General features: G+C 66.1%; 22 protein-coding genes. 2 read left to right on the top strand and 20 right to left on the bottom strand.

Annotated features, from left to right (window positions below; translation table 11 throughout):
* Window positions 1–46: 46 nt before the first annotated feature.
* Both H535_RS0118290 and dapA read right to left on the bottom strand, forming a co-directional pair.
* The gene (locus H535_RS0118290) at window positions 47–1,738 is read right to left on the bottom strand and encodes a ribonuclease J (protein ID WP_026820682.1); all 1,692 of its coding nucleotides are present in this window, start codon (window positions 1,736–1,738) and stop codon (window positions 47–49) included.
* The gene (gene dapA / locus H535_RS0118285) at window positions 1,735–2,652 is read right to left on the bottom strand and encodes a 4-hydroxy-tetrahydrodipicolinate synthase (RefSeq protein WP_026820681.1); all 918 of its coding nucleotides are present in this window, start codon (window positions 2,650–2,652) and stop codon (window positions 1,735–1,737) included. Before dapA ends, H535_RS0118290 begins: the two co-directional genes overlap by 4 nt.
* 133 nt (window positions 2,653–2,785) lie before the next feature.
* Here dapA and H535_RS0118280 point away from each other — a divergent pair, with 133 nt between their 5' ends.
* Window positions 2,786–3,952 carry a heparan-alpha-glucosaminide N-acetyltransferase domain-containing protein gene (locus H535_RS0118280; RefSeq protein ID WP_026820680.1) on the top strand — a complete coding sequence of 389 codons (1,167 nt, stop codon included), beginning with the start codon at window positions 2,786–2,788 and terminating at the stop codon, window positions 3,950–3,952.
* A 173-nt stretch (window positions 3,953–4,125) separates the two neighbouring features.
* On the opposite strand, the gene H535_RS0118275 is transcribed toward H535_RS0118280, so the two are convergent.
* The 9 genes from H535_RS0118275 to H535_RS0118235 form a co-directional block, all read right to left on the bottom strand.
* On the bottom strand, window positions 4,126–4,578 hold the full coding sequence (locus H535_RS0118275) for a tetratricopeptide repeat protein (RefSeq protein WP_026820679.1): 453 nt from the start codon (window positions 4,576–4,578) through the stop codon (window positions 4,126–4,128).
* Window positions 4,579–4,587: 9 nt separating this feature from the next.
* Window positions 4,588–5,346, bottom strand: coding sequence for a 4-hydroxy-tetrahydrodipicolinate reductase (dapB, locus tag H535_RS0118270; protein WP_026820678.1), 759 nt, complete (start codon window positions 5,344–5,346; stop codon window positions 4,588–4,590).
* A 102-nt stretch (window positions 5,347–5,448) separates the two neighbouring features.
* Window positions 5,449–6,450, bottom strand: coding sequence for a tryptophan--tRNA ligase (gene trpS, locus H535_RS0118265; RefSeq protein ID WP_245580375.1), 1,002 nt, complete (start codon window positions 6,448–6,450; stop codon window positions 5,449–5,451).
* A gap of 252 nt (window positions 6,451–6,702) precedes the next feature.
* The gene (locus H535_RS28000; RefSeq protein WP_051299520.1) at window positions 6,703–7,389 is read right to left on the bottom strand and encodes an RAD23 family protein; all 687 of its coding nucleotides are present in this window, start codon (window positions 7,387–7,389) and stop codon (window positions 6,703–6,705) included.
* Window positions 7,371–7,823 carry a molybdenum cofactor biosynthesis protein MoaE gene (locus H535_RS0118255; RefSeq protein ID WP_026820676.1) on the bottom strand — a complete coding sequence of 151 codons (453 nt, stop codon included), beginning with the start codon at window positions 7,821–7,823 and terminating at the stop codon, window positions 7,371–7,373. The genes H535_RS28000 and H535_RS0118255 overlap by 19 nt, the downstream gene beginning before the upstream one ends.
* Window positions 7,810–8,286, bottom strand: a complete 477-nt coding sequence (locus H535_RS26550; protein WP_035770136.1) for a molybdopterin-binding protein — start codon at window positions 8,284–8,286, stop codon at window positions 7,810–7,812. The genes H535_RS0118255 and H535_RS26550 overlap by 14 nt, the downstream gene beginning before the upstream one ends.
* Window positions 8,283–8,789: a cyclic pyranopterin monophosphate synthase MoaC gene (gene moaC / locus H535_RS0118245; protein WP_026820675.1), complete on the bottom strand. Its 507-nt coding sequence runs from the start codon at window positions 8,787–8,789 to the stop codon at window positions 8,283–8,285. Before moaC ends, H535_RS26550 begins: the two co-directional genes overlap by 4 nt.
* Entirely contained in the window at window positions 8,786–10,048 is a 1,263-nt protein-coding gene (locus H535_RS26545) for a molybdopterin molybdotransferase MoeA (RefSeq protein WP_051299519.1), read from the bottom strand. Before H535_RS26545 ends, moaC begins: the two co-directional genes overlap by 4 nt.
* A gap of 62 nt (window positions 10,049–10,110) precedes the next feature.
* Window positions 10,111–11,748: a molybdopterin-dependent oxidoreductase gene (locus H535_RS0118235; protein ID WP_026820674.1), complete on the bottom strand. Its 1,638-nt coding sequence runs from the start codon at window positions 11,746–11,748 to the stop codon at window positions 10,111–10,113.
* A gap of 210 nt (window positions 11,749–11,958) precedes the next feature.
* Between H535_RS0118235 and H535_RS0118230 the strand changes: the two genes are divergently transcribed.
* Complete coding sequence (locus tag H535_RS0118230; protein ID WP_026820673.1) at window positions 11,959–12,222, top strand: MoaD/ThiS family protein; 264 nt, start codon at window positions 11,959–11,961, stop codon at window positions 12,220–12,222.
* Window positions 12,223–12,243: 21 nt separating this feature from the next.
* On the opposite strand, the gene H535_RS0118225 is transcribed toward H535_RS0118230, so the two are convergent.
* The 9 genes from H535_RS0118225 to H535_RS0118185 all read right to left on the bottom strand — a co-directional run.
* Window positions 12,244–12,780: an SRPBCC domain-containing protein gene (locus H535_RS0118225; protein ID WP_026820672.1), complete on the bottom strand. Its 537-nt coding sequence runs from the start codon at window positions 12,778–12,780 to the stop codon at window positions 12,244–12,246.
* Window positions 12,781–12,842: 62 nt separating this feature from the next.
* On the bottom strand, window positions 12,843–14,243 hold the full coding sequence (locus tag H535_RS0118220) for a M16 family metallopeptidase (RefSeq protein WP_081416801.1): 1,401 nt from the start codon (window positions 14,241–14,243) through the stop codon (window positions 12,843–12,845).
* Window positions 14,244–16,502: a polyribonucleotide nucleotidyltransferase gene (locus tag H535_RS0118215; RefSeq protein ID WP_026820670.1), complete on the bottom strand. Its 2,259-nt coding sequence runs from the start codon at window positions 16,500–16,502 to the stop codon at window positions 14,244–14,246.
* Window positions 16,503–16,787: 285 nt separating this feature from the next.
* Complete coding sequence (gene rpsO, locus H535_RS0118210) at window positions 16,788–17,057, bottom strand: 30S ribosomal protein S15 (RefSeq protein WP_026820669.1); 270 nt, start codon at window positions 17,055–17,057, stop codon at window positions 16,788–16,790.
* A 198-nt stretch (window positions 17,058–17,255) separates the two neighbouring features.
* A complete protein-coding gene (locus H535_RS0118205) occupies window positions 17,256–18,251 on the bottom strand; it encodes a bifunctional riboflavin kinase/FAD synthetase (protein ID WP_026820668.1) in 996 nt (331 codons plus the stop codon).
* 53 nt (window positions 18,252–18,304) lie between these two features.
* Window positions 18,305–19,483 carry a GNAT family N-acetyltransferase gene (locus H535_RS28650; RefSeq protein ID WP_162144911.1) on the bottom strand — a complete coding sequence of 393 codons (1,179 nt, stop codon included), beginning with the start codon at window positions 19,481–19,483 and terminating at the stop codon, window positions 18,305–18,307.
* 10 nt (window positions 19,484–19,493) lie between these two features.
* Window positions 19,494–19,928, bottom strand: a complete 435-nt coding sequence (locus tag H535_RS0118195; protein WP_026820667.1) for a hypothetical protein — start codon at window positions 19,926–19,928, stop codon at window positions 19,494–19,496.
* Window positions 19,929–19,938: 10 nt separating this feature from the next.
* A complete protein-coding gene (locus tag H535_RS26530) occupies window positions 19,939–20,328 on the bottom strand; it encodes a hypothetical protein (protein WP_051299518.1) in 390 nt (129 codons plus the stop codon).
* A partial coding sequence (locus H535_RS0118185) for a tRNA pseudouridine synthase B (RefSeq protein WP_026820666.1) occupies window positions 20,328–21,122 on the bottom strand: 795 nt, incomplete at its 5' end. The genes H535_RS0118185 and H535_RS26530, both read right to left, overlap by 1 nt.

Below are 21,122 nucleotides of genomic sequence, written 5' to 3'. Positions count from 1 at the left end.
ACCTACGGTACTCCGTCGGAGCGGGCGGCGGCTGGATTTACGCGCCTCAGGCCTCCAGCACGACCGGAATAATCATCGGACGCCGGCGGTACCGTTTGTTCACCCAGGTACCCACCACGCGCCGCACGGCCTGCTGGAGCTGGTGTGTCGTGTGGTCGTTGCTGCTCATCACCGCGTCTTCCAGGGCAGCGTTGATCTTCGGGATGACCTCATCAAAGACGGTGTCGTCTTCGGCGAAGCCGCGGGCATGGATCTCGGGGCCGGTGACGATCTTGCCGGTGGAGCGGTTCACCACCGTAATGATCGAGATGAATCCTTCGTCCCCCAGGATCCGGCGGTCTTTCAGGTCGGCGTCAGTGATTTCGCCCACAGTGGAGCCGTCGACGTAGACATATCCACAGTCGACTTCGCCGACGATCCGGGCTTTCCCGCCCACCAGGTCGACCACTGAGCCGTCGTCGGTCACCAGGATGTTCTGCTTCTCGATGCCGGTATCGGCCGCCAGCCGGGCATTGGCGATCAGGTGCCGGGTCTCGCCGTGGACCGGCATCACGTTGGCCGGCTGCAGGATGTTGTAGCAGTACAGCAGTTCGCCACCGGCGGCGTGGCCGGATACATGGACTGTGGCGCTGCCCTTATGGATGACCTCGGCCCCGAGCTTAAGCAGCCCGTTGATGACCCGGAAGACGGCGTTCTCGTTTCCCGGGATCAGCGATGAGGCGAGAATCACGGTGTCGCCGCTGCCGACGTCGACCCGGTGGTCCTTGTTGGCCATCCGCGACAGCGCGGCCATCGGCTCGCCCTGCGAACCGGTGCACATCAGCACAATCTTGTGGTCGGGGATGTTGCCGACGTTCTTGATGTCGACCAGGATGCCCTCGGGCACGCTCAGGTAGCCGAGCTTCGCGGCGATGTTCATGTTGCGCACCATGGAACGGCCCACCAGCGCCACCTGGCGCCCCTCCTTCTCGGCGGCATCCAGCACCTGCTGGACCCGGTGGACGTGGGATGAGAAGGAGGCGACGATGATCCGCTTATCCGCAGAACCGAAGATGCCCTCCAGCGTGGGCCCGATTTCACGTTCGGCCGTTGTGAATCCGGGCACGTCCGCGTTGGTTGAATCCACCATCAGCAGGTCGACGCCCTCTTCTCCCAGCCGGGCAAAGGAACGCAAATCGGTGATCCGGCCGTCCAGCGGCAACTGGTCCATCTTGAAGTCGCCGGTGTGCAGCACGTTGCCCGCTTCGGTGCGGAGGAAGACGGCCAGGGCATCCGGGATCGAATGGTTCACGGCCACGAATTCGCATTCGAACGGGCCGAGCCGCTCGATCTGCCCCTCCGTGACGGTCAAGGTGTAGGGCTTGATCCGGTGTTCGGTGAGCTTGGCTTCGATCAGCGCCAGCGTCAGTTGGGATCCGACCAGCGGAATATCCGCCCGCCGCTTGAGCAGGTACGGCACCGCGCCGATGTGGTCCTCGTGCCCGTGGGTCAGGACAATGGCGACGATATCGTCCAGCCGGTCTTCAATGTAGGTGAAATCCGGAAGGATCAGGTCCACGCCCGGCTGGTGCTCTTCGGGGAACAACACGCCGCAGTCGATGATCAGCAGTTTGCCGTTGAGTTCGAATACGGCCATGTTCCGGCCGACCTCCCCCAAGCCGCCCAGCGGCACTATCCGCATGGTTCCATCGGTCAGTTCAGGCGGGGTCACCAGGCGTGACATAGCCGTTTGAGTCATTGAAGCGATTCCATTCCAGCTTCCGCGAGATCTTCGCGTATCAGCTTGCTTTCGGTGGATGTGGGACCGACCAGCGGCAACCGGACGGTGGGACGGGGCAGGGTCCCGCGCCAATGCAGGATCTCTTTGGCCGCCACCGCGCCCGGTACACGGGTCATGGTCGCACGGATTACAGGTTCAAGTTCCAGGTGTATCGCCCGTGCGGTCTGCAGGTCGCCGACGGCGGCAGCGTCGACCATCTGCCGGAACCGGGCGGTTGCCACATGGGTTGTCACGCCGACGACGCCCTGGGCGCCCACCGACATCCATGGCAGGGTCAGCCCGTCGTCGCCCGAGTAGAACTGCAGGGACGAGTTGGCCATCACCCGGGTGCCGGCTGCGAAGTCCGCCTTGGCGTCCTTGACCGCGACGATCTGTGGATGATCGGCCAGCCGGAGCATGGTCTCCACGGTGATGGGCACGGCAGAGCGGCCGGGAATGTCGTACAACATCACCGGCAGCTCGGTGGCATTGGCGACGGCCTCGAAGTGCGCCTGGATACCCGACTGGGTCGGCTTCAGGTAGTAGGGGGTGACCACCAGCAAGCCATCGACGCCGGTTTCGACCGCCATCCGGGACAACAGCACGGAGTGGGCGGTGTCGTTACTGCCGGTTCCGGCGACGACCTTGGCCCGGCCGCCCACCGCCTCGACCACGGCACGGAACAGCGAAATCTTCTCTTCGTCGTCGAGCGTGGAGCTCTCGCCGGTGGTACCCGCGACCACCAGCCCGTCGCACCCGTCGTCGACGAGCTTCTCGGCCAATCGCCCGGTTTCCGCCAGATCAACCTTGCCGTCGGCCTTCATGGGGGTAACCATGGCCGTCAGCAGGGAACCAAACAGGGATTCACCGGGGACGATGGACGAGTCAACCATACGTAAAACGTTACCCGTCGTGGCGGCATTTGAGGATATCGGCTCACTGTAAGACACATCGCACCGCTCAACATTACTTCCCAACACGCACCTGGCCGCCAATCGGCCCGACCTCGCGTGAGAGCATCTAGCTATGCTTCCAGCTTCCGGTCCTGCCTCGCGCACGCGCCTGACCGGGATTGATGCCGCCCGTGGGGCGGCGCTGCTGGGGATGATCGCCTGCCACATCATGCCGCTGTATGAAGCAGGCGTTCCGACGTTTGTGGGCAGCGCCTTTTCGGGACGCTCGGCGGCGTTGTTTGCCGTGCTGGCCGGGCTGTCGCTGGCCCTGTACACCGGCCGGGGGCATCCCCACACCGGAGACGCCCTGCGGGCCGACCGGCGGGGGCTGGCCATGCGTGCCCTGGTGATCGCGTTCATCGGCTTCGTCATCGGAGGGATGGAATCGACCATCGCCATCATCCTGGTGCATTATGGCGTGCTGTTCCTGGTCGCTTTGCCCTTCGCCGGTATGCGACTGCGACCGTTGGCGCTCTGGGCGTCAGGATGGCTGCTGGCCTCCCCCGCCGTGGCCTATCTGGTCCGCCCGTTGCTGCGCCAATGGCTGGGTGAGGCTCAGTTAGGGCACAACCCGGTGTTGCTGGATTTGTTCACCCCGGCCGTTTTCTTCTCCGATATCTTTTTCACCGGCTATTACCCGGTGGCCCAATGGCTGGGGTATGTGCTGATCGGGCTGGCCATCGGCCGGCTGAACCTGGACTCCGTGCGGACCCAGTTGACGCTGCTGGCGGCAGGGGCGTCAACGGCGGTGGCCGCATCCGCGCTGGCTTCCTACCTGATGCACCAGCTCGGTGGCCTGAACGCGCTGCTGGCGACGGAACAGGGCAACGAGATCCCCTTGGAGGCGCTCATGCAGGTCAGCCTGTCACCGGTGGAGCAATCCGGATCCTGGTGGTGGCTGGCGGCCGCGGCACCGCACTCGGGAACCACCCTGGACCTGCTGCACACCAGCGCGGTGGCGGCCGCCGTCATCGGATTGTGCCTGTTCATCACACATTGGAACCGCACACTGCTGCTGCCATTGTCCGGCGCCGGTGCCATGACGCTGACGCTCTACACGGCTCACGTCGTGCTGCTGTCCGTGGCTCCCGTGGACGAATCGTCGCTGGAGCCGGCGGTGATCTACTGGCTCTACGCCGCAGGCGCGATGGCGATAGGTTCCGCCGTGTTCCTGATGAAGAAACGCGGGCCCCTGGAGGCGTTCACGTCGACGCTGGCGACGGCCGCCCGCGACGCCTGAGTCCAGGTGACCGCGGGAAATACCTCGCACACCCGATTTCCCTCCGCTATGGGACATTCAACCACCGGCGCCGGCGGTCAAATGTCCCATAGCGGAGCGGAATGGATTCCCAGGGACGGTCGGCGGAGAGGGATGGACTCTCATATACCGTCGAAGACAGGATCGTGCCTGTCCTAGACCGTGGCGGCGCTCCGGCGGTACATCGCAATCGCGTCGCGCATCGACTTGCGGGCCCTCCGCCGGTCGCCGGCGGCATCGTAGGCACACGACAGACGGAACCAGGACCTCCAGTCGTCCGGTTCAGATTCGGCAGCGGCGCGATATTTTTCGAACTCCGCGTCGGCTGCCTCGCGTACGATCCTCCCGCCGGCGGTGCGGGGCAGCGTGTCCGGAGGCAAACCACCCTCGGCCTCGAGGATCTTCGCGAGTTTCTCCATCCGCGCGCCGAACATCACCTCGCGCACCAGGGCCCACACACCGACCACGGGCAACAGGAACACCGCGGCTCCGAGGAGCTTGGCCACCGGCTCCGGAGCCATCAACAGGATCCAGCCGCGGTGGGCCGTGACGATCAGGTAGAAGACCAGCAGCAGAGCAACCAGCGCCACCCAGATTTTCGTTTTCATCGAAGCGGCCTACGCCTCCAGGTCCAAGTAGCCATCGAGCCCCACTGTCAGGCCCGGGTGTCCGGCCACAGACCGGATTCCGAGCAGAACACCGGGCATGAAAGATTCCCGGTCAAAGGAATCATGCCGGATGGTCAGCTGTTCACCGGCCGACCCGAGGAGGACCTCCTGATGGGCGACCAATCCGCGCAACCGCACGCTGTGCACGGGAACGCCGTCGACGGAGGCCCCGCGGGCGCCGTCCATCGCTGTGCGGGTGGCGTCCGGGCCAGGGCCTATCCCGGCTTCGTCGCGTGCCGCGGCGATCTGCTGCGCCGTCCGGACAGCTGTCCCTGAGGGGGCGTCCACCTTGTTGGGATGGTGCAGTTCAACCACCTCGACCGACTCGAAGTATTTCGCCGCCTTGGTTGCGAAGCTCGTCGCCAGCACGGATCCGAGGGCGAAGTTCGGCGCAATCAAGACGCCGGTATTTTCATGCCGGCCAAGCAGCTCCCGCAGCGAAGACAACCGGTCGGCGTCCCAGCCGCTGGTGCCGACCACCGCATGCATTCCGTGTTCGACGGCGAAACGAACGTTGCTCTCGGTGCTCTCGGGAACGGTGAGATCGACGACGACGTCGGTTCCAGTCTCCTCGAGGCTGTCCAGGCGGTCTCCGCGGCCAAGTTGCGCGCTGAGATCCAGGTCCTCGGCCGCCTCAATTGCCTTGACGGCGGCGGACCCCATCCGGCCGCCTGCTCCCATCACTGCTACGCGCACTCGATTAGTCATGTATCCAGCGTACCGGCGCGAAACGGGTGCGGATTTCCACCGTGGCGAGGACCACTAACGGCAGGGGGCGCCGAGGGGCACGGGTGCCGGATGTCTGGCGACTCAGTAAATGGTCCCCATGGCCGACCGCACTTCGTCCAAAGTCCGTTCTGCAATTTCGTTGGCCCGTTGATTGCCCCGTACCAGGGCCCGGCGGGCGAGCTCATTGTCCTGGGCGAGTTCACGGCGCCGGGTGCGATGTCCCTTCAGGAAGTCGTTGATGGCGTCGGTGGTGATCTGTTTCAGGCGTCCGCTGCCGGCGTCGCCAATGTCTTCGGCCAGTTGTTCCGGCTGTGCTCCGAGGCACAAGGCTGCGGTTGACAGCAGCGCCGAGACTCCCGGCCGCGTCTGCGGGTCAAACGTGATCCGCCGGTCCTGGTCGGTGCGGGCCCGGCGGACCACCTTGGCCGTCTCGTCCTCGCTCATCGCCAGCGTTATAGCGTTGCCATACGACTTGGACATCTTGCGGCCGTCGACGCCGGCCAGCTCCGGCGCCGAGGTGAGAAGGGCATCTGGTTCGGGAAAGACGTTGCCATACCGGTCGTTGAAGCGCCGCGCGATCACCCGTGTCATTTCAACGTGCGGCAGGTTGTCTTTCCCCACCGGGACAAGATTGCCTTTGCAGAACAGGATGTCCGCTGCCTGGTGCACCGGATAAGTCAGCAACAGTCCGCTCAGTGCACGATGTGACTCTGCCAGCTCAGTCTTCACCGTGGGATTCCGGTGCAATTCGGCCTCGGTGACGAGGCTCAGGAACGGCAGCAACAGCTGGTTCAGGGCGGGAATGGACGAATGGGTAAAGATCGTCGTCTGTTCCGGATCCAGCCCGGCGGCAAGGTAATCGAGGACAGCGCCGTAGACATTGTCCTGCACGTTAGCTGTCGTATCGCGGTCGGTGATGACTTGGTAATCGGCCAACACCAGGAACGTCTGAACGCCGGCCTGTTGAAGGCGGACACGTTCGAGAACTGTTCCAAAGTAGTGGCCCAGATGGAGGGGTCCGGTTGGCCGTTCACCGGTCAGCACCCGGAACGTCTCCGGATTACGTTCAACCGCCGCTGCCACCTCGGCGGAACGGTTGGTCGTTGCTGTGAATGATTTCGTGCATTGCTCCTGGAATATGGAGCTGCACGTCAGATCCCAAGCACTGTTCGCGGGCCGCCATGCAGCCCGTGAACATGTTTCAACTTCAACCGGCCGCTATCGCAGCCGCCACCATGCGGATCCGTTGAAGTTCATGGTGTATACCTTAGCGGATCCACGCCATCGGCATCGAAGCGGAGCGACGTAATTCAGAAGGCTGCTCTCCGGCCGCCCTCATGGACAGCGTTCACCGACGGGCACGTGTATGGACTGCGTGCGCCCGGATGTCGTAATATCCAGGGGCACGCAGCCGGACTCCTCCAACCAGAAGCCGCCCGGAAAGACCAGCCATTGGGCTCCGTCCGCCTCCGGAAGGCATCCAGAAACCTTCAATGTGTTTGCCAGGGTATAACCATCATCATTGCCCCAGCCGATCCGCATCCGCTCCTGCCACGACGACGGGACCGCAAGGGTGAACTCCGCGCCGCGGTGCACCGCCAGCCCCACCTTGATGAAGTGCATCCCCTGATACACGTGGCCGTCGTACCACTTGATCGGTTGATCCGGTTTTCCGGGCCCACCGCCGGCCAGTGCCATCACATCGGTGGCCAGCGGATCGTTGGAAACTTCATCCACGGATGCCACCTCGTCAATCGGAGCGTCGCAGGTGAGCGTCTGAACCTCGGCCCTGTTCGCCGGATCGATCTCCGGCTCCGTAACCGGAGGCGTTGATGATGTGCCCGGCTGTGCCGTTGAGGAGATGCCGGACGCAGCCGTTGACAAGCTGCCCGACGGAGCGGACGCGGACGACGTCGACCCCTCCGGTTCCGCGGCGGGCGGAGTGCAGGAGGTGGTCACTAACGCGGCAGCCGACAGTCCAGCGCCAACTGCCAGTCCAAGCGTCAGGCGATGCCGACCCATTCGATCGTCCCGTCGGTGAAGAACTGCTCTTTCCATATCGGCACCTCGGCCTTGACGCGTTCCACCAGCGTGGCGCAGGCATCGAAGGCCTCCTTGCGGTGTGCCGATGCCACCGCGCAGACCAGCGCCGGATCACCGATGCGCAGGTCTCCGACCCGGTGCCCCACCCACAGCCGGATGCCCGGATGGGAGGCCGCGACCTCGTCGGCGAGCGCCGCGATAACGGCGCCGGCGGTCGGGTGGGAACTGTAGCTGAGCCGGTCCACTTGCCGCCCGCCGTCGTGGTCCCGGATGACGCCGCTGAAGCTGACCACGGCACCGCATTCGTCCGATTCGACGGCGGCGATCGCCGCGTCCAGGTTCAGCGGCTCGTCGCTGACTGCCGCGGCGAGGACGGCTCCAGCGGCCGCCTCTTCTCGTTCAGATGTGTGCATCACGGCCCTCCAATTGCGCACAAACATGGTCCAGCAACGGCGCCAGGACGTCCAGCCCGTCGCCGACTCCCGATGGCGAACCGGGAAGATTGATGACGAAACTGGTACCGGATGTCCCCGCGTACCCCCGGCTGAGGCTGGCCATCGGCGTCTTGGCGCGTCCGGCCTCCCGCATCGCTTCCATGATGCCGGGCAGGTGCCGTTCCAGGAATTCCGCTGTGATCTCCGGCGTCAGGTCGTCGGGGCTCAAACCGGTCCCGCCGCTGGTGATGACGGCCGCGTGCCCTTCGGCCAGCCTTTCGGCCAGCGCCTGCCGGAACGGGTCACCGTCGGCGACGACGTCGGTGCCGGCGGCCTGGTAGCCGCGTTCGGCCAGCCAGGCCGTAATCAGCGGCGCGCATTCATCCTGGTAGGTGCCCGCAGCGGCGCGGGTGGACGCGATGATGACGGCGGCGCTCCTCATGCCGTCCAGTCTCCGCTTTTGCCGCCGCTCTTGGCCAGCACCCGGATGCCGGAAATCTGAGCATGCTTGTCCACGGCCTTGACCATGTCGTAGAGCGTCAGCGCCGCCACCGACGCCGACGTCAGCGCTTCCATCTCCACACCGGTCACCGCCGTCGTACTGACCTTGGCCTCAATACGGACGGCGTCGGCGGCCGGCTCAAAGTCCACGGTGACCTTGCTCAGCGGCAAGGGGTGGCACAGCGGGATCAACGACGACGTCTGCTTGGCGCCCATGATGCCGGCCACCCTGGCAACGGCCAGGGCGTCGCCCTTGGGCAGGTCGCCGGCGGCGATCATGTCGACGACGTCGGCGCGGGTGCGCAGCCAGGCTTCGGCAGTGGCCTTCCGCGCGGTCTGCGACTTGTCCGACACGTCGACCATGTGGGCGGTGCCGTCCTCGCGCAGGTGGGTCAGCGATCCCGGGCCGCCGGCCTGGGCATCGTCTTCGGCACGGCGGTTCATTGGTTGCTGCCTTTCGTCGTTGCGTCGGCCGGCGCATCAAGCAACCGGACCTGTACATCGTCTCCCGCATCCAGCTCGGAGGTGCCTTCCGGGATCTGGACCAACGCATTGGCTTCGGCGAGCGCGTGCACCAAGTGGGAGCCGGCGCCGCCGATGAGCTGCACGGTCCCGTCGTCGAAATAGCGGCCGCGTCGGACCTGGAGCTTGTGCTCCGGCGAAGACACCGGTTCGGCCAGCCGCGCGGCAACTTCGGGGCGGGGCCGCGGGTATCCGATGATGTCGCTCAGGGCCGGGCGGAGGAACGTTTCGAAGGAGACCAGGCAACTGACCGGGTTGCCGGGAAAGCCGAGGAAAGGCACCGAGTCGATGCTGCCGATGGCCTGGGGGCCACCCGGCTGCATCGCCACGGCTCCGAATTCGACCGGGTGGTCGGCCAGCCCCTGGCGGACCACTTCATACGCGCCCTTGCTGATGCCGCCGGCGGTCACGACCAGGTCGACCGGTTCTTCGGCGAGGTCCTCCGCCAGCCGGCCCTGGAAGCGTTCGACGTCGTCGGTCACCAGCCGGCTGTGCCGCACCACGGCCCCGGCGTCCTCCAGGCAGGCGCGCAGCATCGTGGTGTTGGCGTCGTATATCCCTCCGGGCGGCAGCTCTGCTCCCGGCGCCACGACTTCGTCTCCGGTGGACAGCAGCAAGACCACCGGACGTGGCCGGACGGGCACTGTCCCCATGCCGAGGGCGGCCAGCAGTCCCAGTTGCGGCGCCAGCAGCAGCGTGCCGGCCGGAAGCGCCGGATCCCCGGCGCCGATGTCGCTGCCGGCGACGCGTACATATTGCCCGGCCGGAACGCCGGCGGGGAGCTCGACAGTCCGTGTGCCGCCGTCGTCGGCGAAAAACCTGTCGGGAGTTGCCTGTTCAATGGGGACGACGGCGTCGGCGCCGGCGGGCAGCATGGCACCGGTCATGATCGGCGCGGCCGACCCCGGCCGCAGGTCCGCGGGCGCGGTGCCGGCGGGGATCGGGGACGCCACCTGCAGCCGAACCGCCACGCCGGTACGCGCTGAGTCCAGGTCCGCCGTCCGCAGTGCGTAGCCGTCCATTTGCGAATTATCGAACGGCGGCAGCGAGACCGGCGCGGTCACGTCTCTGGCCAGCACCCGGCCGCGTGCCTCGGCCAGGGGCACCTGTTCGGGTGTGGCATCATGCAGCCGGCGCAAAAGGTGGGCCACCTTGCGGCAGTGTTCGGCGACGGTGCTCATTTACGGCTTTCGGAAGGGACGGTGAGTGTACGGCTCCAGATTACGTCCTTTGGGCCGGCGCATCAGCCAATCTGCACCGTGATGCTGTGGTACCCGGTCGCCCCGCTGGGGATCGGAGGGGCGAATTCGCCGATCTGCACGTCCCCGTTGCGGTCGATGGCCCGCACGGTCAGCTCCCGCTCGCCGGGTTCGAGGTCGACGTCGGCCACCCACTGCCGCCAGGTGTCCGTCGAGATCGCGGCCGCCAGTTCGGCCGGCTGCCACTCGCCGTCGTCGACCTTCACCTCAACAGCACGGATCCCGACGTGCTGCGACCAGGCCATGCCGCCCAGCCGCAGCCTGCCGGGCGGGCGGTTCGCCCCGTTGCGCGGGGTGTCGATCCGCGACGAGGTCTTGATCGGGCCGCGGGCCGCCCATCCACGGGTGGTCCAATAGGCGACGTCGTCGGCGAACCGGGTGACTTTCAGTTCAGTCACCCATTTGGTGGCCGAGACGTACCCATAAAGCCCGGGCACCACCATCCGGACCGGGAACCCATGTTCAAACGGCAGCGGCGCGTCGTTCATCCCGATGGCCAGCATGGCGTCCCGATTGTCGGTGAGCACCTCCAGCGGGGTGCCTGCCGTCCACCCATCGGCGCTGGTGGACAGCACCATATCGGCGTCGGCCGCCGGTGAAGCCTGTGCCAGCAGGTCCCGGATCGGCCATCCCAGCCACTTGGCGTTACCGATGAGCTCCCCGCCAATGGGGTTGGAGACGCAGGCCAGGGTGATGTAGCGCTCGATCAGCGGCCTGGCTCTCAGTTGGCCGAAGTCGATTTCCACTTCCTGCTCCACCATCCCGGTGACCTTCAGCCGCCAGGTCGTCGGGTCGATGCGGGGAACGGTGAATGCGGTGTCGATCCGGTAGAACGTATCCGTGTCCGTCACCAGGGCCGAAATACCGTCCAGCTTCAAGGTCGCGGCGTCCGGTATCGGCTTGCTGCCCGAGGCGGGCCGGGGCAGCTGCACCGCAGAACGCAACGCCGTGGCCGCACTCTGCGCCTGCCGCAGCGACCCGCTGACCAGGCCTCCGACGACGCCGGCGGCCGCTGACACTGCGGTCGCGCCGAGGAACTTCCGGCGCTGCATGCCTGCGCCGGCGCTCAGCGGTTGCCGGGCTGCCGGTGCTTGCGGCGCTGCCGGGGCGTGCGGGGCTTCATGTGCTGCCGGGGCCACCGAGGACTTCTGTGCTTCCTGTGCTTCCTGGGCTGCCTGGGCTTCCTGCACGGACAGGCGGAGCTGATTCACCAGCCCGGCCAAAAGCAGCGCACCGGCCGCGCCGGCCAGCAGCGGCGCGATGGCTGCGGCCGCCCCTGCCGCGGGACGGGACACCGCGGCGGCCGCCCCGAGCGCGCTGAATACCACGATGAGCGCGACGCCGGTGTAGCGGCGCCGGTACTCCCCCGCTCCTGCCACCACGGCCAGCACGCCGATCACCAGCACCATTGCCACCACCAGCGCAAGTTTGTCGGCGGTGCCGAAGGTGTCAATGGCCCACTCCTTGAGCGGCTGTGGCATCACGTCAATGGTGATAGTGCCCACCGCGGAGATCGGCGAAGCCTCCGGGCTGAAAAGAGCGGCAAGCAACTGACCGGCCACGGCAGTGACAGCGACCGCGACGACGCCGGCGACGGCCGCCCAGCCCTGCGTCCTGGTCATTGGGTTTTCCCCGCATTCCTCATCGACGCGCATGCCTTCTGCGAGGCATACATCCAGCATAGTTTCATTCGTTGCCGACGGTACGCGCGGATTGGTTCAAACCGGAGGTTTGCCATGAGCCAACGCGAGCGGTCGTGGCCTCTGTCAGTGGTGGGATAGCCTGAATGTGACGAGCTTACGCCCGATGCCGATGGAGGTTGGGAACGCCCGATGATGGTCAGGTACTTCGGGGCCGCGCGTGCCGCGGCCGGAATGGATCAGGAAAAGCTTGACGTGCAGCCGGGCACCAGCCTGAACGATGTAGTGGACACATTGAAATCCCTGCATCCGGACGCGGGGAACGGCCAACCGGCCATGGCTTCTGTCGTGGCGCGCAGCAGCTTCCTGCGCAATGAGGTGGCGCTCAGGGATCGCACGGCGCCGCTGGCCGACGACGACGTGATCGACATCCTGCCCCCGTTCGCCGGAGGGTAGGGAGCGGTGCAGTACTGGACTTCAGTGCTGCAGTTCGCTGACACTGTGCAGGTAGACCGGCAGCAGTGCCTGCCAGCGCGTTTCCCAGCGGTCCTTGATGTCCGTGCGCCCGGCCAGATGTCCTTCCAACGCCTCCAGGTATGCCTGCCACCCGGCAGCGTAGGCTGCGGCGGTGTCATCGCGCATCCGCAGGTGTTCCAGGACCAGCGTGGTGCCGGGTCCGGAGCCTGGCGATCCGGCATCTGACAATTCGGCAATAACCGTCGAATCAGGGTGGCTCTCCATTTCCCAGCCGAGGACCAGCCGCTGGGCCGTCACGCATTCTTCGATGGTGCCGTTGATCCGCTGCTCGGGATTGTCCTCGTTGAAGACCACATGGCAGCGTCCACCTTCGGTCAGCTCGCCTTCGACGGTGGCGAACCAGCTGGCCAGATGACTGGCGGTGGTGATGGCCTGCCACAGGTTCTCGGCGGCGACGTCGTAGTTCATCGTGAGGCGGACATCGACCGCATCCCCGTCCCGGGTCAGTTCGCCGAAGGCATCAGGGGCTTGGCTCATTCTTGGCTCCTTCCTGCCGGCGGCCGGACCACCGGGACTCCGCGTCCGGTTACGGACGGCGCTTAGTTGGTGAACTCGCCGGCGTCCGGAAACGGGCCGACGACTGTGGTGGTCCGTGGCGCGGCCGCCAGTTCTGCCGCCAGTTCACGGATCTGTGCGGGGGTGACCGCATCGATCCGGGCAAGGGTTTCATCGATGTCGACGAATTCGCCGGTGACCAGTTCGGCTCGTCCCAGTCTCGACATCCTGGATCCGGAATCCTCCAGGGCCAGCACGATGCCGCCGGACAACTGCCCGACGGCTTTCTTCAGTTCGGTGGGCGAAACTTCTTCCGCGGCGAGCTTCTCCAGCTCCGCGTTCAGCAGGTCGATGACCTGCCTGGCCTTGGCCGGCGCGCACCCGGCATACATGGCGAAGTAGCCGGCGTCGGCGTATCCGACGGAGAACGAATAGGTGGCGTACGCCAGGCCCCGCTTTTCGCGGATCTCCTGGAACAGCCGGGAGGACATTCCGCCGCCGAGGATGGCGTTCAGCACGCTCATCACGAATTTTCGGTCATCGGTGGCAACCAGCGAGGGGCACCCGACGATGATGTTGGCCTGCTCCACAGCCCGTTCGACCACTTCGACGGTGGTCTGAGGCTCGCGTGCGGCCTCGATGGCGGTGCGCCGCGAAACCGGAGCGGCCCCTTCGGCCAGTTCCCATCCGGAACGGCGCAGCGCTTCCATCACCCGGGCACAGACCTCGTCGTGGTCCAGCCCGCCGGCAGCGGTGACCACCAGTTCGTCCGGGCGGTAGTAACGCTTGTAGTGGCGCATCACCGCGTCGCGGGTGATGGAGGCGATGGCTTCCTCGGTTCCGCCGATGGGTCGGCCCAGCGGATGGTCGCCGAACACGGCTTTCACAAACGACTCATGGGCCACATCGGCCGGGTCATCGCGGTCCATCGCGATTTCCTCTTCGATGACGCCGCGCTCGGCCTCCAGCTCCTGAGGATCCAGCACCGCAGAGGTCACCATATCGGCGATGGTGTCGATGGCCATGGGCAGGTCGCTGTCCAGCACCCGGGCGTAGTAGCAGGTGTTTTCTTTTGCGGTGGCGGCATTCGACTCGCCGCCCACCTCGTCAAAGGCCGAGGCGATGTCCAAGGCGCTGCGGCTTGAGGTGCCCTTGAACAGCAGGTGCTCCAGGAAGTGGGTGGAGCCGTGTTCGCCGTCGAGCTCGTCGCGGGACCCGACGCCCAGCCAGAATCCGATAGTCGCCGAGCGCTGCCCGGGCATGGATTCGGTCAGCACCCGCACGCCGCCGGGCAGCACGGACCGGCGGACCTGGGCGCCGTCTGCGGAGCCAATGACGATGTCGAGCTCGGAGCCCGCAATGGGCGGGGCGGTGGAAGAGTCCACCGCCCCGCCCGCGGGAGCCTGGCTGCCTGCAGCGGCCAATGGCAACGGAACAACCGGCATTTAGCTGACAGGACCCTCTGCAGGTTCCTCGCTGTGCACCCGGTCCTCGTCGGTGGCGGATTCTTCGGCCACCACCGGCGAGAGCGACAGCTTGCCCCGGTCGTCGATCTTGGTGATCTCCACCTGGATCTTCTGGCCGACGGAGACGACGTCGTCAACGCTGTCCACCCGCTTGCCGCCGGCGAGCTTGCGCAGCTCGGAGATGTGCAGCAGACCGTCCTTGCCCGGAGTCAGGGAGACGAATGCGCCGAAGGTGGTCGTCTTGACGACGGTGCCCAGGTAGCGTTCGCCGGCCTCGGGGACGGTCGGGTTGGCGATGGCGTTGATCGAGGAGCGCGCGGCCTCGGCCGACGGCCCATCGGTGGCGCCGATGTACACGGTGCCGTCATCCTCGATGGAGATGTCGGCTCCGGTGTCCTCCTGGATCTGGTTGATCATCTTGCCCTTCGGGCCGATGACCTCGCCGATCTTGTCCACGGGCACGTTGACGCTGATCACCCGCGGGGCGAACTCGGACAGTTCGTCCGGTGCCTCGATGGCGGCGTTGATCACGCCGAGGATGTGCAGCCGTGCCTCACGTGCCTGCGTCAGGGCCGCACCGAGCACGGAGGCTGGAATGCCGTCGAGCTTGGTGTCGAGCTGGATGGCCGTGACGAACTCTTCGGTTCCGGCGACCTTGAAGTCCATGTCGCCGAAGGCATCTTCGGCGCCGAGGATGTCAGTCAGCGCGGCGTACCGGGTCTGGCCATCGACTTCGTCGGACACCAGGCCCATGGCGATGCCTGCCACCGGGGCGCGCAGCGGCACACCGGCGTTGAGCAACGACAGCGTCGACGCGCAGACCGAGCCCATCGACGTCGAGCCGTTGGAGCCCAGCGCCTCGGACACCTGCCGGATCGCATAGGGGAATTCCTCGCGGCTGGGCAGCACCGGCACCAGGGCGCGTTCGGCAAGTGCGCCATGGCCAATTTCGCGGCGCTTGGGCGAGCCCACGCGGCCGGTCTCTCCGGTGGAGTACGGCGGGAAGTTGTAGTGGTGCATGTACCGCTTGGACTTCTCCGGCGACAGCGAATCGATCTGCTGTTCGAGCTTGAGCATGTTCAAGGTGGTCACGCCCATGATCTGGGTTTCCCCACGCTCGAAGATGGCCGATCCGTGCACGCGCGGCAGCACTTCGACCTCGCTGGTCAGCTGGCGGATGTCGGCCAGGCCACGTCCGTCAATGCGGACCTGCTCGGTCAGGATGCGCTGCCTCACGACCTGCTTGGTCAGTGACCGGAATGCGGCCGACAGTTCCCGTTCGCGGCCCTCGAATTCAGCGGCCAGGTTCTCCAGCACTTCGTTCTTGAGCGCGTCGGAGGCGTCGTCGCGCTCCTGCTTGTCTGCAATCGAAAAGACCTGGGCCAGCTTCGCCGACGCCGCGGACTCAACGGCTGCGTAGGCGTCATCCTCGTAGTCGAGGAAGCGCGGGTATTCGGCGACCGGCTTGGCGGCCTGGGCGGCCAGATCGGCCTGGGCATCGACCAGGGTCTTGATGAACGGCTTGGCCGCTTCCAGGCCTTCGGCAACAATGGCCTCGGTCGGGGCGGTGGCGCCTTCGTCCTTGATCAGGTTCCAGGAATTATCCGTCGCCTCGGCCTCGACCATCATGATCGCGATGTCTTCGGATCCGTCGGCGTTGGTGACGGCGCGACCGGCGACAACCATGTCGAAGACGGCGCGTTCCAGCTCAGAATGCTTCGGGAAGGCAACCCACTGGCCATCCACCAGTGCCACCCGGACACCGCCAATGGGGCCGGAGAAGGGCAGACCGGAAATCTGCGTGGACATCGAAGCGGCGTTGATGGCCACCACGTCGTAGAGCTCGTCCGGGTTGATCGTCAGCACGGTGATGACGACCTGGACCTCGTTGCGCAACCCGCTGACAAACGAGGGACGCAGCGGGCGGTCGATCAAACGGCATGCCAGCACGGCGTCCGTGGAAGGACGGCCCTCACGCCGGAAGAAAGAGCCGGGAATCCGACCGGCGGCGTACATGCGCTCTTCGACGTCGACCGTCAGCGGGAAGAAGTCGAGCCCTTCGCGGGGCTGCTTGCCGGCTGCGGTGGCCGACAGCAGGGATGTTTCTTCATCGACGTAGACCATTGCCGCACCGGCGGCCTGCTTGGCGACACGGCCGGTTTCGAACCGGATAGTCCGCTTGCCGAAACGCCCGTTGTCGATAATTGCTTCGGAGTATTTAACCTCGGGACCCTCCAAGAGAGTCACCTCCATTCATGCTGATGGAGGCGGAAAGCACAACACTTGATGCTTCACCCGGTCTTCGATCGAGGCCCACGGGCCGCTCGGCGCAATGCCTGCGCCGACGTCCCGGAGGCCACTACCGAGGACCGCGAATGCACGGTGCCTGTTACCGCTCCATATGTGTGTAGTTGTAATGCTCGAAGGCGGCCCTCCGAAAACCTGACCGGCCCGTCGGCTCGCCCATGGGGGCGATGGAACCGTCAGTTCATACCGGCGGTCGAAGCGCCGCCCTCACGCTGGCTACCGGCGGATGCCAAGGCGCTCGATGAGCGCGCGGTAGCCTTCGATGTCAGTCTTCTTCAGGTAGGTCAGAAGGCGCTTGCGGCGGCCGACCAAGCCCATCAGTCCGCGACGAGTGTGATGGTCGTGCGTGTGCTCCTTGAGGTGTTCGGTCAAACCGCTGATGCGCTTGGTGAGCATCGCGATCTGTACCTCTGAGGAGCCGGTATCCGACTCGCTGGTGGCGAACTGCCTGATGATTTCCTGCTTTTCAGCGGCGTCAAGGGCCACAGAAACTCCTAGAGTTGTGCCGTGTCAATATGCATAACAAAATCCAGCCGCCACGGACTGCCGCCGGATCCTTGCCTAGTTTACGTGCAGGCAGACTCATATGTCGAAATACGCCCGTCGTCTGTCAGCGGCTGCCCATCGGGCGCTGCTTGATCAGGCGCCCGATGCAGCACTGCCCGGGCGTCCGATGCAGCGCTGCTAAATCCCCAGCACGTCGCGGGCCTGCACGACGTCCAGCCGCATCTGCTCGACCAGTGCCTCGGGGCCCTGGTAGGCAACCATGCCCCGCAGCCGCTCACGGAATTCGACAACCACCTGCTCGTCGTAGAGATCGAAATCCTCCGGTTCCTCGTCCGGGCGGTCGATCACATGTGCTTCCACCTGCCGCGGCACGTGCTCGAAGGTCGGATTGGAACCGACCGATATGGCAGCCGGCCACCGTCGTCCGGATGCATCGGTCATCCAGCCGGCATATACGCCGTCGGCGGGGATGAAACCCGTGGCCGCCGGCGCCAGGTTGGCCGTGGGAAAGCCCAGGGCGCGTCCCCGGGCTGCGCCGCGGACCACCTCGCCGCGGACCCGGTGGGGACGGCCCAGAATGCGTGCGGCAGTCTTGACGTCGCCTTCGCGCAGCAGTTCACGCAGCCAAGTGGACGAACAGCGCCGATTGGCCGATCCGCTCTGCGGGGATATGGCCCCCACCTCTGCCCCGGTGGCTCCCGAACCGAACTCATCGATGACGACGACGTCGAAACCGTACTGGGTGCCCAACTGCTGCATGGTGGCCAGGTCGCCGCTGTTGTCCTTGCCGAAACGCACGTCGTGGCCGATGAAGACCTGGGAAGCCGCGAGGGTGTCGACAAATACCGAACGGACAAATTCCTCGGGAGTCTGGGCCGCCAATTCCAGCGTGTAGTTCATTACCAGCACACCATCGAGCCCGGTGGCCTGAAGCGTTTCCAACCGGTCTTCGAGCCCCATGATCAGCTCCGGGGCGGTCTCCGGCCGGTGCACTTGGGCCGGATGCGGTTCAAAGGTCACGGCGACGGCGGCGGCATCGGCGCCCCGGGCAGCAGCTATCAGCTGAGCCAGGACCTGCTGGTGCCCCTGGTGGACGCCGTCGAAATTGCCAATCGTTACCACCGATGGACCGAAGCCATCCGGAACCTCGGCCGGATCTTTCCAGTAGTGCACGTATCTCCTTGCAAGCTTCTGCCGCGGCCCGTCGTTGGGAGGGGCCTTTTACATTATGGCTGATCCAGGCGGGGCAGATGCGCACCGTCCCACGGTGCGCGCCGGTGCCGCGGGTCAGTCGAAGCGAGCGAGAGCAGCCACACGTCGGTGGGAACCCCGCGCTGGACGAAGTACCCGCGGATAGTGCCTTCGTGCCGGAAACCCAGCTTCCATGCCAGTTTACGGCTGGCCCAATTGGATACTGCGGCCTGCCAGTACAGGTACTGCAGGTTCAGCTGTTCGAACGCATAGTCGATGAGCAGCCTCCCCGCCCGTTCGGCGGCTCCGCTCCCCCGCGCGCCGGCTCCAATGTTGATCCCGACCTCGGCGGTGCCCGCCTGGAACCGGTGCAGGCCGATCGTGCCCAGCAGTTGGTCCGAGGCGGCATCGGCCACCGCGAAATTCTGTTCAGAACCGTTGGCCCAGCATGCCGGGACGTGGCCGAAGATATAGTTCCGCGCGTCCTCTTCGGTGTAGTTCTCTGGAATCGTTGTCCACCGCACCGCTGCCGGGTCCTGGCAATTAGCGGTCAGGGGCATCACGTCCGCCCCTGCCAGCTGGCGCAGCCGGATTGTGCCGTCACAAAGCACCGGGACGACGGCGGGTATCCCGGCCGCCAAGTCCCCACCGTCGGCCGGCGCGCCGGCCGCGGCAGTGACGATCCTGTAATCGGCGGCCGTCAGTGTCAGGATCCAGCAGTCGGCCCGCGGCCCGTCCGCCGACGCCAGGGCACGGACGGTGCCCTCGAGCACGAAACCGGCACGGTGGGCGAGGTTCCGGCTGGCCCAGTTGCCCACCTTGGCGTACCAATGCACCACCGACAGGCGGAGATGGTCAAAGGCGTATTCCAGCACCAGCTCAACTGCCCGGTGCCCGTGGCCCTGGCCGCGGGCGGCGGCGGACATCCGGATGCCCATCTCGGCACCGCTGGTGTCCACCTTGTGCAACGCCACCGTGCCTAGCAGCCGGTCGCAGGCGCGATCCACCACGGCCCAGCGCAGGGTATGGCCCGTGCGCCATCCCTCGGCCACTTCCGAGGCGATGAACAGCGCAGCGTCGGCAGCGGAATAATCCGGGCGGCCGTTGGGACGGCTGACCGGCGCTGAGGCATCCGCGTCGGCTGCCAGCGCCGCGAATGCCTCGGCGTCGTCGACACGAAGCCGGCGCAGGGTGATGACGCCGTCGTCCTTCATGGTCCCCTTCTTAATGTTTCCGCTCCGCACGGTTGTGGTACAGCCACCATAGACCGACCAGCGGCAGTACCAGCGGCACATACCCGTACCCTTGCCCGAAGCCTGACCACACGGTCGCATCCGGCAGCGGCACGGAGCGGAACACGCTGTAGGCGCCGACGGCGAGCACCCCGGCCAGTTCCACGCCGACGGCCGCCACCGAGGTCCAGAACCACCGTGTCCCTGCCCTGGCCAGCGACACGGCGGCAAGAATATAGACGACGGCGGCAAACGCCGACAGGCTGTAGGCCACCGGCGCATGGGAGAACCCGACCGCTATCTGGAACCCCGCCCGCGCGGTGGCGGCGATGGCGAACACCGCGTAGACGGCGACGATCAGCCGGCCCGGGCCACTCGAGCGTGCCGACTTGCCCGGCGTCGGGGGTTTGGTGCGCTGCGGCGCCATAGCGTCCTTCCTAGCCCGGCCAGCCGAGGGCATTCATCAGGTCCGGCCCGTACCAGAGCTGGTTCATCCGTGCCGTCATCACCAGGGCGACCAGCCCGACGGCGGCCAGCACGAAGTTGCTCCATCGGCTGCGTTCCAGCAGCGACCAGTAGACCGCGGCGAACGGGATCACCAGAGCGGTGAGCAGGTAGCCCCAGAACTCCCACGCCGGCCCGGCGGGCCCGCCACCGGCCACGGCACTGACGATTGAACCGCCCAGGTACACCAGCAGCGTCAGCTCCACGGCAGCCACGGACAAAATGGTGATGTCGTTGGGCCCGTATCCCTTGGCGCCTGCGGCAACGCAGACAAGGGTCGAGGCCACGCCGACCGCAAGCACCGCCCAGAAGTAGCCGTCCATTACCCGCGCTGCTCTGACGCCGGCGCGAAGACCAGAACCGGCTTCGCGGCATCGTCCTTGTTCTGCAGCAGGGCCATCAAGGTGCCATCGGGGGCGAAGGCCGCCGACACGCCATCGCCGGATCCGGGAGCTATCCGGCGGCCGAAAGACAGATCGGCCGCCTCGTCAGCGCTCAGCTCGCGGCCGTCGAACATGGCACCGGCGGCCTCCGAGAGGTCCAATACCTGCAGTTCTTCGGCCAGCTGCTCCAAGGTGGCCGCTTGATCGAGAGTGTATGGTCCCACCCGGGTGCGGCGCAGTGCCGTCAGGTGCCCACCGGTGTGCAGCGACTCTCCGGCATCCCGAGCCAGCGCGCGGATGTAGGTTCCCGACGAGCATTCGACCGTGGCATCCACGTCGATCAGTTGACCAGCACCGCCGGCACCGCCGTCTCTGCTGCTGCCGGCATCCACCCGGCGGATGTCGTGCACCTCGAACCTGCTGACCGTCACCGGCCGCGGTGCCAGCTTCACCTCTTCGCCGGAGCGCACCTGCGCGTAGGAACGCTTGCCGTCGACCTTGATCGCGCTGACGCTGCTGGGGACCTGCTGCAGATCGCCGGTGAGATCCCCGATGGCGGCGCGTACAGCCGCCTCGTCAACGCCTGAGGTGTCCGCTCCGCCGGTGACTTCGCCTTCGGCGTCGTCGGTGATGGTGCTCTGTCCCAGCCGGATGGTGGCCCGGTAGGTTTTATCCACGCCGACGATGTAGGTCAGCAGCCGGGTGGCCTTGTTGATCCCGATAACCAGCACTCC

The sequence above is a fragment of the Arthrobacter castelli DSM 16402 genome (genome assembly GCF_000430705.1).
GTDB classification, from domain to species: domain Bacteria; phylum Actinomycetota; class Actinomycetes; order Actinomycetales; family Micrococcaceae; genus Arthrobacter_C; species Arthrobacter_C castelli.
This window is presented reverse-complemented; position numbering and strand designations above follow the sequence as displayed.

Excerpts from the sequence above, each read along its gene's own strand:
- H535_RS0118290 (WP_026820682.1), bottom strand. The coding sequence starts at position 1,738 with ATGACTCAAACGGCTATGTCACGCCTGGTGACCCCGCCTGAACTGACC.
- dapA (WP_026820681.1), bottom strand. The coding sequence starts at position 2,652 with ATGGTTGACTCGTCCATCGTCCCCGGTGAATCCCTGTTTGGTTCCCTG.
- H535_RS0118280 (WP_026820680.1), top strand. The coding sequence starts at position 2,786 with ATGCTTCCAGCTTCCGGTCCTGCCTCGCGCACGCGCCTGACCGGGATT.
- H535_RS0118275 (WP_026820679.1), bottom strand. The coding sequence starts at position 4,578 with ATGAAAACGAAAATCTGGGTGGCGCTGGTTGCTCTGCTGCTGGTCTTC.
- dapB (WP_026820678.1), bottom strand. The coding sequence starts at position 5,346 with ATGACTAATCGAGTGCGCGTAGCAGTGATGGGAGCAGGCGGCCGGATG.
- H535_RS28000 (WP_051299520.1), bottom strand. The coding sequence starts at position 7,389 with ATGGGTCGGCATCGCCTGACGCTTGGACTGGCAGTTGGCGCTGGACTG.
- H535_RS0118255 (WP_026820676.1), bottom strand. The coding sequence starts at position 7,823 with ATGCACACATCTGAACGAGAAGAGGCGGCCGCTGGAGCCGTCCTCGCC.
- H535_RS26550 (WP_035770136.1), bottom strand. The coding sequence starts at position 8,286 with ATGAGGAGCGCCGCCGTCATCATCGCGTCCACCCGCGCCGCTGCGGGC.
- moaC (WP_026820675.1), bottom strand. The coding sequence starts at position 8,789 with ATGAACCGCCGTGCCGAAGACGATGCCCAGGCCGGCGGCCCGGGATCG.
- H535_RS26545 (WP_051299519.1), bottom strand. The coding sequence starts at position 10,048 with ATGAGCACCGTCGCCGAACACTGCCGCAAGGTGGCCCACCTTTTGCGC.
- H535_RS0118235 (WP_026820674.1), bottom strand. The coding sequence starts at position 11,748 with ATGACCAGGACGCAGGGCTGGGCGGCCGTCGCCGGCGTCGTCGCGGTC.
- H535_RS0118230 (WP_026820673.1), top strand. The coding sequence starts at position 11,959 with ATGATGGTCAGGTACTTCGGGGCCGCGCGTGCCGCGGCCGGAATGGAT.
- H535_RS0118225 (WP_026820672.1), bottom strand. The coding sequence starts at position 12,780 with ATGAGCCAAGCCCCTGATGCCTTCGGCGAACTGACCCGGGACGGGGAT.
- H535_RS0118220 (WP_081416801.1), bottom strand. The coding sequence starts at position 14,243 with ATGCCGGTTGTTCCGTTGCCATTGGCCGCTGCAGGCAGCCAGGCTCCC.
- H535_RS28650 (WP_162144911.1), bottom strand. The coding sequence starts at position 19,483 with ATGAAGGACGACGGCGTCATCACCCTGCGCCGGCTTCGTGTCGACGAC.
- H535_RS0118195 (WP_026820667.1), bottom strand. The coding sequence starts at position 19,928 with ATGGCGCCGCAGCGCACCAAACCCCCGACGCCGGGCAAGTCGGCACGC.
- H535_RS26530 (WP_051299518.1), bottom strand. The coding sequence starts at position 20,328 with ATGGACGGCTACTTCTGGGCGGTGCTTGCGGTCGGCGTGGCCTCGACC.